Genomic DNA, 12,102 nt, shown 5'->3' with positions numbered 1-12,102 from the left:
CTCAGGCGATCTCCAGTATCGGGGAACCAAGGATTTCGGGGTCGGGGGTTACACCTAAGCCCGGACCGTCGGGCGGAGCAATCCTGCCGTTTTCACGGTTGGGTGCATCGGGGCAGAGGCGCGGGGCAACATAGGAGGACAAATCGCAGGTATTGAGGAGCGACCCGTGCGGGGTCGAGGCCGCGAAATGCAGCGAGGCGGCGGTGACGATATCCGAGCCCCATGTGCATTCGGCGCAGATCTCGGCCCCCAGATGCACGGTCAGATCCCGCGCGCGGCGCATGGCCGACAGCCCGCCGAATTTCGACAGTTTCAGCGCCACAGCATCCATGCAACCCAGTTCGTGCGCGCGCAGCAATGAGGCCAGATCATGGGCGTTTTCGTCGATCTTCATTGGCAGACCGGTGGCCTGACGAACAGCGGCGCAGTCTTCTAGCGTTTTGCAGGGCTGTTCCAGCATCACGTCCAGATGCGCCACGGCGCGGCCCGTGCGCGTGGCCTGCAGGCGCGACGCGCCGCAGTTCCAGTCACCATAGACGATAGGCCCCGGCCCCACGGCCTCGCGCACTTTGGTCAGGCGTTCGGCATCGGCCTGCCAGTCGGCCTCGACCCCCAGTTTGACCTGAAACTGGCGGATACCAGTCTGATAGGCCGTCTTGGCGATCCGCGCCATCTCATCCGGGGCGACGCAAGTGATCGAATGGTAGAGCGGCATGTCCTTGCGCGTGCGCCCACCTAACAGGGCATAGAGCGGCTGGCCCGTGGCCTGCCCAAACAGGTCCCACAGCGCGATATCGACGATGGATTTGGCGTAGGCGTGGCCTTGCAGAACCCCGTCGAGCTTGCGCATCGGTGCGTCGACTCCGAAAGGGGCGATGCCGAGGATTTCTGGGCCCATCTCGGTGATCGCGGCGGGGACGCCATCGGCATAGGCGGGCAGGTAGTGGGGGATGGGGCAGACCTCACCCCAGCCCCTCAGGCCGGTGTCGGTTTCAAGACACAGGACATGAGCTTTGACCGTGGCGCAGCTTTTGCCTTCGGCCATGTGGTAGGTCTCATGGCTGGTCAGGTTGACGGACCAGAGGGTGAGTTTGGTGATCTTCATTCGGGCCGTCCTGTGGGTTTGGGCGTGGCGCCGTCAGAGGGGCCAGCCCCTCTCTTGGCCTGCGGCCAATTCACGCCCCGGGATATTTTTGGACAGATGAAGGAGCGGATCATCGCGGAGCCTCGTAGGTGGCGATTGGGGGGCCAAGGGCGTCTAGGTCGGGGTGGACGCCGAGGCCCGGGGTTTCCGGCAGGTGCAGGTGGCCGTCGATGTTGCGGGGGCCGCGTCCACCGGCGATGTCAACGGTGATCATGTCCTGACAGGCCCAGACCGCGTGGCAGTTGTCGTCGGGGATGGTGGCGGCCAGATGCAGCGCTTCGGTATCGGCCAGGACCGAGCCACCGGTGGCCATCACAAACATGTCGATCCCGTGGGCCAACGCGATGTCACGTATGCGAGCAGCTTTGGTCAGACCGCCGACGCGGTTGAGCTTGATCCCGAACACCTCGGCCAGCCCGTCGCGGGCGATGCGGGCTGCGTCCTGCAGGGTGACGAGGCTTTCGTCTACCGACACGGGCGAGCCGTGGCGGGGGGCGATAGCGGCGATATCGTCCAGGGATTCGCAGGGTTGTTCGAACATCACGTTCAGGTCTTCGCAGGATGTCATCACGCGCAAGGCTTGCTGCCGGGTCCAGCCCCGGTTCACATCGTAGAGAATGATCTCGCCCGGGCGGCGGATGCTTTCCACATCGCGGACGCGGGCGATATCGCGTTCGACATCTCCGCCGATCTTGACCGAATGGGCAACGTAGCCCCGGTTGCGGTAGCGGTCCATCACCTCGCGGGTTTCTTCGATGGTTTTTGCGCCGACAGACGAGGCGATCGGGCGCGGGGTGCGGGACCCTCCGCCCATCAGGTCGGCAATCGGCAGGCCCGCCGACTGTCCGGCGATATCCCAGCAGGCCATATCGATCGGGCTTTTGGCATAGAGGTGGCCGGGCAAGGCGGTATCCATCGCCCGTTCCACCTCCAGCACCTGACGCGGGTCGAGACCGAGGAGGAACGGGGCCATGGTTTCGATCCCGGCGCGGATGCCTGGGCCGTGGGCCGGGACATAGGTGTGGCCCCAGGGCGTGCCCTCGCCCCAACCGGTCAGGCCGGTGTCGGTTTCGACCTTCACCAGCGTCGCGTCGAGGGTTTCGAACTTCAGCCGCCCGCCGGACAACCAGTACGGGTGCTCCAGAGGCAGGTCGATCTGGTAGACAGTGATGATTGTGATCTTCATAAGGTATACTCCGCCACGGGCGCGCCGAGGCTTTCGAAATCCGGGGTTACGCCCAACCCTGGCGTGTCCGGGGCGTAAAGCTTGCCATCCCGCGACACCGGGCCGCCGAGTCCGGTGGAACGGGTGTTATAATTCATCAGGTCGGTGGTGTTTTGCAGGTAATCCTCGGGCGTTGAGGCGGCGAAATGCGCGACAACCGAGGTCGTGATCTCGCCGCCCCATGTATCTTCGCTGACCACGGGGATGCGGTTTTCGATCAGGTAGTCGCGCACCCGCCGGGCCTTGCTGAGCCCACCTAGGTTCGAGAGTTTCAGGCAGCAGATTTCAGCGCCGCGATCCGCGACGATCCGCTGGGCCATATGCATGCCGGTCAGGCATTCGTCCAGCTTCATTGGCTGCTCGGCGACGCGGCGGACCTGCTGACATTCTTCATAACTGCGGCAGGGTTGTTCGAGGATGTAGTCCAGATCGTGTGTCGCCCGTGCCACCCGGATCGCATTGTCCACGCGCCAGCCTTGGTTGGCGTCGGCCATCGCCTTTTCCCCCGCTTGAAGCAGAGGCACAGTTGCGCGGATACGGTCGATATCACCGGCCCAGTCTCCGCCTACCTTGATCTGAAACTGGCGATAGCCCTGATCGCGGTATCGGTTCATCTCGGCCACCGTCTCATCCACCGGTTTCTGCGGCGCGACCCGGTACATCGGCGCGCCGTCGGTCAGCTTGCCGCCCAGCAGCATCCAGACCGGCTGATCGCAGGCCTGCCCCAGAATGTCCCAGCAGGCGGCATCGACCGGAGCCTTGGCGTATCCGTGCCCCTGCACCAGATGATCCATGAGTTGCTCGATCCGGGCCACCTGCCGCGGGTCCTCACCCAGCAAATGCGGGGCCACCAGACGAGCCAGCGCCGCGACACCCTCAGAATGCGCGACCATGTAGTTTTCGCCGCAGGGGGTGAATTCGCCGCAGCCCTGCAGCCCCGCATCCGTGTCGATAACCACGACCGAAGCCGTCGCCACTTCAATCGCGTTGCCCGCGCCCCAGACGTAAGCCCCGCCCACATAGGGCAGTGCGGTCTGGTAGATGCGGATGCGGGTGATCTTCATGCGGCGTCCATTCGGGGCAGATCGCCCATGCCTGCGCCGCGCCACAGTACAAAGGTCAGGATGGGTTCGTCGGTCGTGATCATGGCGTGGCTTTGCCAACTGGCATGTTGGCGGGTCTGATTGGGGCCGACATAGGCCTCGGCTCCGTCGATCCTGAACAGGGCGCCACCTGTCAGGGTCAGATAGATTTCCTCGGCCTGATGACTGTGCCAGTCGTAGTTCAGGCCAGCGCCCCAATAGGCCACATAGCCGCGCAGTTGGGTCGAGTGGAAATGGCCGGTCGGGCCGAACAACTCGTAGTATCCGTAGCGGTTCAGGAAGTCGGCCCCGACCTCTTCCTTAGTATAGGTCTGTTTCCAATGCGCTAGATGTGCACTCGCGCGGATCGCCTCGGCCAGCGGCTTTGTTGGTGTGTTATCCGTCTCGACCTCGTGCACCAAACGAACAGCTGGAATCGCGTTTGGGGGCAATTCGGTTGGGATAAGATCATCGGGCCACGCGCCGAAAGCTGACAGGTCGGGATGGGCCTGATGCACTTGCCGGGCGGCTTCGAGGACGTCCCGCAGTGTCATGGCACCACCACGATATTGCCCGTGTGCTGTTTGGCGATGAAAGCCGCCTGGGCCTCGCGCAACTCCTCCAGCGGATAGGTCGCGGCGAGGGCGGGTTTGATCTCACCTGCTTCGATATACTTGACGAGATTTCGCATGACCTGCGGGTCGATCACGGTCGAGCCAGTAAAGGTCAGGTCGCGCAGGTAGAAGGTGCGCAGGTCGAACTCGACCATCGGTCCTGCAATGGCGCCGGAACAGGTATAGCGCCCGCCGCGTTCCAGACAGTCGATCAGGTTCGGCCAATAGGGGCCGCCGACCACATCCGCGACCACGGTGATCTTTTCGCTGCCCAGCGCGGCGCGCAGGTTTTCCGGCGCGCGCGGCAGGATTCTGTCTGGTCCCAGTTCGGCCACGTCGGCATGTTTCGCCTCGGACGCCAGCGCAATCACCCGCGCGCCGCGACGCTTGGCCAGTTGCACCAGCGCGCCACCGACACCGCCCGAGGCTCCGGGCACCAGAACGGTATCCCTGTCGGTGACATTGGCGCGGATCAGCATGCCTTCGGCGGTGGAGTAGGAACAGGAAAAGGTCGCCAGTTCTGCATCGGAAAGGTCCGAGGCGATCGGCACCGCGTTCACGGCCAGCGTTGTCGCGTATTCGGCAAACCCGCCGTCCCGTTCCGAGCCGAAATAGCCCGTCTTGTCCATGTTGTCGGGATCCGCCGGATCGCGCAGCCAGCCGTCGGTGATGACCCGCTGGCCGATCCGGGCCGGGTCCACGCCGTCGCCCACGGCGACGATTTCGCCGCAGATATCAGCCCCCTGAATGCGCGGGAAGGTGATCGGGGCACCGCCCCATGTGGGGTCTTCCTTGCCGACCTCTTCGAACGCGCCGCCGGTGGTCGCGTCGGTGACGGTCTTGGAGTACCAACCCGAGCGCGTGTTGACGTCGGTGTTGTTCAGGCCGCAGGCGGCGACCTTGATCAGCACCTCTCCGGACGCGGGGTTGGGGCGGGGCCAGTCGGTGTGCAGCACCATCTGGTCCAGGTCGCCATGGCCCATCGTGACCATGGCTTTCATGGTTTCGGGCAGGCTCATCACGCGGTCTCCAATACGGCGTCGGTGCGGGGCAACAGGCTTTGCGGATCATAGGCCGGCTCGCCCAGCACACGTGCCGCGCGGGGGGTGCCATGGATCACGACCTGCAGGTCCGTTCCCGGCTTGGCGGCCTCGGGTTTGATATAGGCAAAGGCGAGGATCTTGCCGACCGTGTGCCCGTAGGCCACCGACGCTGTGGAGCCTACGACGCGCCCGTCCAGCATAACGGCCTCGCCGCCATGACCGTCGATTTCACCATCGGGTTCGATTTCCAGATAGGTGCAGACCCAGGGCAGGTCAGAGTTCAGGGTCTTGTCCTTGCCCAGATACTCCTTGTCGGTGCGGGCAAAGCGCAGCACGTCCGCCTCGGCCAGCGTGACCTCATTGGTCAGCTCGCCCGCGCCTTTGAAGCCCTTCTCCATCCGCATCACGTTCATGGCAAAGCTGCCATAGTCGGCGATGCCGTGCGGCTCTCCTGCTGCCCAAAGCGCGGTGTAGACATCCAAACAGGCGGCGTTGGGCATGTGCAGCTCCCATCCCAACTCGCCGGCATAGGACATGCGGAAGGCCCAGACCTTGTGGCCCGCGATGGTGATTTCCTGCGCTGACAGCCAGCGGAACCCGGCATTGGTCAGGTCAGCATCGGTGCAGCGCGCCAGCACGTCGCGAGACCGGGGACCGTTCAGCGACAGGGCCGACCAATCAGCGGACAGAGCGGTGATCTGCACATTCTCTCCCGCGCGTTGCTGCGCCAGATGATCCAGCAGGCGCTGTTCGAAGAAGGCGGCGCAGACCAGATAGAAGCGATCTTCGGCCATGCGCACAATCGTCGTCTCCAACTCGATCCGACCCCGACGGTTCAGCATATGGGTCAGCGTGATCGAGCCTACCTGTTGCGGCATCCGGTTGGCGGTCAGCCGATCCAGCAGAGCATAGGCGTCCGGACCCGAGACCTCGACCTTGGTAAAGGCGGTGACATCCATGATGCCGACACGTTCGCGCACCGCTTTGACCTCGGTCGCAACCATGTCGTCGGCAGGTGTGCGTCGGAAGGAATAGTGATCGCGCTGCTCGACCCCGTCGCGGGCGAACCAGCGGGGGCGTTCGAAGCCATACACCTCTTCATGCACCGCGCCTTTGGAATTCAGCAATTCATACAGAGGCGATGGCTTGATCGGGCGGCCTTCCAGTCGGTTGAAATGCGGGAAGGGGATTTCGTGGCGCAGGCAGTAATCTTCCTCGGCCTTGATCACCTGCCAATCCTTGGTGGCATAGCTGCCGAACCGGCGCGGATCGAATTCGCGCATCGAGATATCTGCCGCCCCATGCACCATCCAACGCGCCAGTTCGCGGGTCAGGCCCGGCCCCCAGCCGATGCCGATCTGCGTACCGCAGCAGCACCAGTAATTCCGCACGCCCGGCGCGGGCCCGATCAGAGGGTTGCCGTCCGGTGGATGCGAGATCGCTCCGTGCACATCCCGCTGTATGCCCAGCTCGGCAAAGATCGGCATCCGGTTCAGGCTTTCCTCAAGCCACGGCATCACCCGGTCGTAATCCGCGTCGAACAGCCAGTTCTCGTATTCCCACGGGCAATGGTCATGCCAGACCGAGTTCGGGTTCTCTTTCTCGTAAATCCCGATCAACCCGCGCTGCTGCTCCATCCGGATATAGCCTGAGACCTTGCGGTCATCGCGGATCACCGGCAGTTCGGTGTCCAGATTCTGGAATTCAGGCACCGGCTCGGTCACGAAATAATGGTGCGTCATCGAAGTCATCGGCAGTTGCAGCCCTGACCACTCGCCCATCTGGCGCGCATAGGTGCCACCCGCGTTCACCACATGCTCACAGGTGATGGTGCCCATCTCGGTCTCGACCATCCATTCGCCATTGTCGGCCTGCGTGATGTTGGTGGCGCGGCAGTTGCGGAAGATACGCACGCCCTTCTGCCGCGCACCCGCAGCCATCGCCATGGTCACGTTGGTCGGGTCCACATGGCCGTCATCCGGCGTGTGCAGCGCGCCCAACACGCCGTCTAGATTGTAGAACGGGTGCAGTTCGGCGACCTTCTCGGGCCCGACCAGCTCGATGTTGAACCCCAGCGACCGACCCACCGACAGGGTGTGGCGCAGCCAGTCCATCTCATCCTCGGTATAGGCCAGACGGAACGATCCGCAGCCGTGCCATGTCACCGGCTGCCCCGTTTCAGCCTCCAACGCACCGGAATAGAGACCGATGTTGTAGTCCACACATTTGCCCAGCCCAAAGCTTGATGTCGAATGAGTGATCTGCCCCGCCGCGTGCCAGGTGCTGCCGCTGGTTAACTCGGCCTTTTCCAGCAGGACGGTATCGTCGCCCCAGCCTTCATGCGCCAGATGATAGGCCAGACCGACCCCCATGACGCCGCCTCCGACGATGACCACGCGCGCATGGGTGGGCAATTTCTTCTCGGACATGACATTTCCTCTTCCCGAGTCGCTTTTCTGCTCGACAGGCTAATTCCACATTTGTACCATCGTCAATCATGAATGACACAAATGTATCATCAATCGTTCTCGACCGCCTGAGCGCCGAATGGGAGGCCCTGACGCCCGAGGCCCAGAAAGCCGCGCGTTATGTGCTGGAAAACCCAACGGATGTTGGGGTTTCGACCGTACGCGAGATTGCCGAGGCCGCGAAGGTCAAGCCCAACACCTTCGTTCGCATGGCCCGCCAAGTAGGGTTCGAAGGGTATGAGGATTTCCGCGCGCCCTTCCGTGATGCGATTCGGCGCGGCGGCGTGTCCTTCCCGGACCGCGCCCGGTGGCTGCAAGACATCGGCAAGTCCGGGGAGTTGGGCGGGCTCTATGCCGATATGGTCGGCGCCGCGATCCGCAATATCGAGGATACCTTCGCCGGGATTGACGCCGCCAGTCTGAAAACAGCGGCAGAGGATATCTGGAACTGCCGCCAGATCTTCACGCTGGGCGTTGGCGTCAACAACGCGAACGCGCGCAACTTCACCTATCTGGCCTCAACGGGGATGAAGCAGTTCCACGCCATTCCCCGCCCCGGCTCAACCCCGGTGGATGATCTGGCCTGGGCCGATGAACAGGACGTACTGATCGCCATCACCTGCCACCCCTACCGGACCGAGGTGATTGACGCGATCAAGCTGGCCCGCCTTCAGGGACTGACCGTGATTGGCCTGTCCGACAGCCCGGCCAGCCCGGTCATCCTGAACGCGCAGCACGGCTTTGTCGTGGCCGCCGATACGCCGCAATTCTTCCCCTCCTCCGTCTCGACTATCGCCTTGCTGGAAACGCTGCTGTCCTTCGTGATTGCCGTGTCCAGCGATGAGATCGTCGAGCGGGTGGAGCGGTTTCACCAACGCAGACACCAACTTGGCCTCTACGCGGAGGAGCCCGAATGAACGCACCGCTGACGCACTCCTTGGACGCGCGCTATTATACCGACCCGGCAATATTCGCGCAGGAAATGCAGGGGCTTCTGGCCCGAACCTGGCAGTTCGCAGGCCACGTGGCGCAGGTGCGGGAACCGGGAGATTACTTCGCGTTCGAGATCGCGGGGCAGAATCTGTTTTGCATCAGGGGCCGCGACAATGAAATCCGCACCTTCTATAACGTCTGCCAGCACCGTGCCCATGAAATGGTCAGCGGCGCGGGCAACACCCGCGTGGTGGTCTGCCCCTATCACGCCTGGACCTATGAATTGTCCGGCCAGTTGCGCGCCGGTCCCAACATCAAATCCGTTCCCGGTTTCGACCGCAGCGCCATCTGCCTGACCTCGGTCCGGACCGAGGTGTTCAACGGTTTCATCTTCGTAAACCTCGACGACGACGCCGCACCCATGGATGAATGGTACCCCGGCGTGCGTGAGGAAATCCGCGCCTTCGTTCCACATATCGACGATCTGGAACCGCTGGAATGGGTGGAGATCCCGGAAAACTGCAACTGGAAGGTCAGTATCGAGAACTACTCGGAATGCTACCACTGCCCCACCAACCACCCGACCTTTGCCGAAGGTGTGGTCAAGCCTGAAACCTATGACATCCAGCCCGACGCGGGCGGCGGTTACGTTCTGCGGCACACGACCGAGTGCCAGAGCCTCGACAAGATGACCTATCCCATCGACATGTCAGTGCCCCATTCGGGGGACTACCAGTCATGGTTCCTGTGGCCGATGTTCTCGTTCCAGTGCTACCCGGGCAATGTGCTGAACACCTATCACTGGCGCGCAAACGATGCCGACCACTGCACCGTCTGGCGCGGCTGGTACACCGAAGGCGGCTCGGAAAGCGCCGTCATCCGGCAACTGGCCGTGCAAGACCGCGAAACCACGGTCGAGGAAGATATCCGACTGGTCGAGAGCGTCCACCGCGGCCTCAAGTCCCGCGGCTACCGCCCCGGCCCGCTGGTGCTGGACCCGGGCTGTGGCGTCATGTCGGAGCATTCGATTGCTCGGCTGCAACAATGGATGCGTGAGGCGGTCGATGTATAAATTTATTGCCACGCTACTAACCGGGCTTCTTCCAATTGGGGCTTGGGCATGCCCAAGCGCTTCATCTCACGAGTATTTCTTTTTCGATAGCCCCGAAGATATTGAAGAGCACGGGAGTTTTTTGGCGAAAGTTGAGGTTATATCTTTCGACGCACCCACATACGAAGTTTCCACACACATTCAAACGAGCGGACAAAAGGCCAAGAGCTATAAGCTCATTTTGCCGCCCCACGTTGAGCTTGAAGTAATTGAAGTTCTTCACGGAAAACTGGAAGAAACCGTCTTCGACAGCACTTTGCAGCTTACTTCTTGCACACCTGAACCCAGACCGCAAAAAGGGGAGATTGTCTTTGTCTCCGGGCATTTTCTTGACGGAATCCCGACTCTGGAAAGTTATAGGTTAAGGAGTAACTGGGGGCTGTACTAGACATGTGGTCGTACACTGGAAAATTCAGGTCATTCCAATACACCAAGTCCATTTTCCATCCACTCACCGAGCATAGTTTGGGGGGCATCAGATGCTGATGCCCGAGGACTGGCGGCCCGAACACAAGCTGTTCCCGCATCAGGTGGGCTTCACCTGCCCGCCCTTCGACTTTGACGCCGCCCCGTCGGATTTCTTGCGCATCTGCCCGGAAACGGTCGGTGTGCATGGCTGGATGCTGCACGTGCCGGACTATGTCCACGGGCTGGACCAGCGGAAACAGAATTTCGGTATGCTCGAAGACTTCGTGCATTGCATGTCGCGCAACGGGGTGGATGTGTGCGGACAGGTCGGCTCGAACTGGGTGCATGCCTGTGGGTTGGGGGTTGAAGGGGTACGGCAGCATTGTGAGGACCTGTCGGACAAATACGGCACCCGGTTTCATATGGCGGGTTATGCCATGGTCGAGGCCCTGCGCGAGATGAATGTGGAAAAGGTGGCGCTGAACGCCGCTTATCACTGGCCTGACTGGTGGCAAGGAACGGTTGGCTTTCTGCAAGAGGCCGGGTTCGACGTGCTCTATGCGGGCAATTTCCACGATCAGGGGTGGTTTGACAGTCAGGAGGAGATCAACACCTGCCGTTGGGTCTTTGACGGCGATCTGGCGATGAAGAGCTTTGAATACGTGGCCGAGCAGGCCCCGCAGGCCGATGCGATCCTGATCAACGGCATGTGCAATTTCCGCACCGGACCGAATGGCCTGCCGCAGCGCCCGCTGCATCTGGCCGATCAGTTAGAGACCGCCCTGGGCAAGCCAGTGATCGGCCATGACATCGCGCTCTATTGGCGTATCTTCAAATCGCTCGGTCTTGCGCCTGCAACGCCGCATGGCCGGTTGTTGAAACGGCTCTGACCCGGAAGGACCCCAGATCATGCACAAAATCCTCGCGCTGTGGGCTGTTCCCCGCTCAACCTCAACCGCTTTCGAATGGATGATGCGCCAGCGCGGCGATATGGAGTGTCTGCACGAACCGTTTGGCGAGGCCTGGTATCAAGGCGAAGACCCGCTTTGGCATCGGTTTCAGCCGGGCGATGTGACAACGCCCCGCTTGACGCTGGAGTCGGTTTGGGCCGACATTCAGGCGCGCGCCGAAAAGGGCCCGGTTTTCATCAAGGATTTCCCCCATTACATCAACCATATGTGGGACGCCACGTTCCTGTCGCATTTCAACCACGCCTTCCTGATCCGCGATCCGGCCAAAACCATCACCTCGATGTACAAACGCTGGCCGGACTTTGCCGAGGGTGAGGTCGGTTTTCCCGAACAACGCGCCCTGTTCGATCTGCTGACGGCACTGAACGGAACCCCTCCGCCGGTGATCGACAGCGACGATCTGCTGGAGGACCCGCATACCATGACGCAGAAATTCTGCGCGGCGGTGGGCATCCCCTTCCTTGAACACGCCCTGACATGGGAGGCTGGCGGCGACCCGTCGGCGCATAGCTGGTGGGATGGCGGGTCTTTCCATGCCAACCTTGCCAATTCGACAGGGCTTGCGCCACAACCAAGAAAATACATCGATATCGACGACGCGCCAGATCGGGTCCGACAGGTGCATCGCCGGATGAAACCGCATTATGATCACCTCTATCACCATCGCCTGAAACCCTGACGCCGGAGACCTGATATGGCCGATACTTTCGACGAAGACCTGTTCCTCAAAGGCCTCGCGCAGCGCAAAGGCACGCTGGGGGCCGAATATGTGGAAAAGAACCTGGCCGCTGCAGATGAATTCACCCGCCCGTTTCAGGAGGCGATGACCGCCTGGTGCTGGGGCTTCGGCTGGGGGGATGAGGTGATCGACGCCAAGACGCGCTCCATGATGAACCTGTCCATGATCGGTGCATTGGGCAAAATGCACGAATGGGAGATTCACTGCCGAGGGGCCATCAACAATGGTGTTTCCCGCGAAGAAATCCGCGCCATCATCCATGTGATCGGGATTTACTGCGGCGTCCCGCAGGCGCTGGAATGCTTCCGCGTGGCCCGTAAGGTGCTAGAGGCCGAAAACATGCTCTGAGGCCGAAGAAACGGTT

The 12,102-nt window shown here is 61.9% G+C and carries 12 protein-coding genes; 6 read left to right on the top strand and 6 right to left on the bottom strand.

The window, feature by feature from the left end; genetic code table 11:
- Position 1: 1 nt before the first annotated feature.
- The 6 genes from ACR0JN_RS12760 to ACR0JN_RS12735 form a co-directional block, all read right to left on the bottom strand.
- Complete coding sequence (locus ACR0JN_RS12760; protein WP_480817752.1) at positions 2-1,105, bottom strand: mandelate racemase/muconate lactonizing enzyme family protein; 1,104 nt, start codon at positions 1,103-1,105, stop codon at positions 2-4.
- A gap of 109 nt (positions 1,106-1,214) precedes the next feature.
- Positions 1,215-2,330, bottom strand: a complete 1,116-nt coding sequence (locus tag ACR0JN_RS12755; protein WP_480817753.1) for a mandelate racemase/muconate lactonizing enzyme family protein — start codon at positions 2,328-2,330, stop codon at positions 1,215-1,217.
- Positions 2,327-3,433, bottom strand: coding sequence for a mandelate racemase/muconate lactonizing enzyme family protein (locus ACR0JN_RS12750; RefSeq protein ID WP_480817754.1), 1,107 nt, complete (start codon positions 3,431-3,433; stop codon positions 2,327-2,329). The genes ACR0JN_RS12755 and ACR0JN_RS12750 overlap by 4 nt, the downstream gene beginning before the upstream one ends.
- A complete protein-coding gene (locus tag ACR0JN_RS12745) occupies positions 3,430-4,005 on the bottom strand; it encodes a dimethylsulfonioproprionate lyase family protein (protein WP_480886053.1) in 576 nt (191 codons plus the stop codon). The genes ACR0JN_RS12750 and ACR0JN_RS12745 overlap by 4 nt, the downstream gene beginning before the upstream one ends.
- Positions 4,002-5,084, bottom strand: coding sequence for an alcohol dehydrogenase family protein (locus ACR0JN_RS12740; RefSeq protein WP_480886051.1), 1,083 nt, complete (start codon positions 5,082-5,084; stop codon positions 4,002-4,004). The genes ACR0JN_RS12745 and ACR0JN_RS12740 overlap by 4 nt, the downstream gene beginning before the upstream one ends.
- A complete protein-coding gene (locus tag ACR0JN_RS12735) occupies positions 5,084-7,537 on the bottom strand; it encodes an FAD-dependent oxidoreductase (protein ID WP_480886049.1) in 2,454 nt (817 codons plus the stop codon). Before ACR0JN_RS12735 ends, ACR0JN_RS12740 begins: the two co-directional genes overlap by 1 nt.
- Before the next feature lie 68 nt (positions 7,538-7,605).
- Between ACR0JN_RS12735 and ACR0JN_RS12730 the strand changes: the two genes are divergently transcribed.
- The 6 genes from ACR0JN_RS12730 (at position 7,606) to ACR0JN_RS12705 (ending at position 12,086) form a co-directional block, all read left to right on the top strand.
- Positions 7,606-8,493 carry a MurR/RpiR family transcriptional regulator gene (locus ACR0JN_RS12730; RefSeq protein WP_480886047.1) on the top strand — a complete coding sequence of 296 codons (888 nt, stop codon included), beginning with the start codon at positions 7,606-7,608 and terminating at the stop codon, positions 8,491-8,493.
- A complete protein-coding gene (locus ACR0JN_RS12725) occupies positions 8,490-9,581 on the top strand; it encodes an aromatic ring-hydroxylating oxygenase subunit alpha (RefSeq protein ID WP_480886046.1) in 1,092 nt (363 codons plus the stop codon). Before ACR0JN_RS12730 ends, ACR0JN_RS12725 begins: the two co-directional genes overlap by 4 nt.
- Positions 9,574-10,008 carry a hypothetical protein gene (locus tag ACR0JN_RS12720; RefSeq protein WP_480886045.1) on the top strand — a complete coding sequence of 145 codons (435 nt, stop codon included), beginning with the start codon at positions 9,574-9,576 and terminating at the stop codon, positions 10,006-10,008. The genes ACR0JN_RS12725 and ACR0JN_RS12720 overlap by 8 nt, the downstream gene beginning before the upstream one ends.
- Positions 10,009-10,099: 91 nt before the next feature.
- Positions 10,100-10,918 carry an aspartate racemase/maleate isomerase family protein gene (locus ACR0JN_RS12715; protein ID WP_480886043.1) on the top strand — a complete coding sequence of 273 codons (819 nt, stop codon included), beginning with the start codon at positions 10,100-10,102 and terminating at the stop codon, positions 10,916-10,918.
- A 19-nt stretch (positions 10,919-10,937) separates the two neighbouring features.
- Positions 10,938-11,678: a sulfotransferase-like domain-containing protein gene (locus ACR0JN_RS12710; RefSeq protein WP_480886042.1), complete on the top strand. Its 741-nt coding sequence runs from the start codon at positions 10,938-10,940 to the stop codon at positions 11,676-11,678.
- Positions 11,679-11,693: 15 nt separating this feature from the next.
- On the top strand, positions 11,694-12,086 hold the full coding sequence (locus tag ACR0JN_RS12705; protein ID WP_480817763.1) for a carboxymuconolactone decarboxylase family protein: 393 nt from the start codon (positions 11,694-11,696) through the stop codon (positions 12,084-12,086).
- Positions 12,087-12,102: the final 16 nt, after the last annotated feature.

The sequence above is a fragment of the Ruegeria sp. G12 genome (assembly GCF_056533565.1).
The sequence above is the reverse complement of the archived record's forward strand: the minus strand, read 5'-3'. Positions and strand labels throughout refer to the sequence as shown.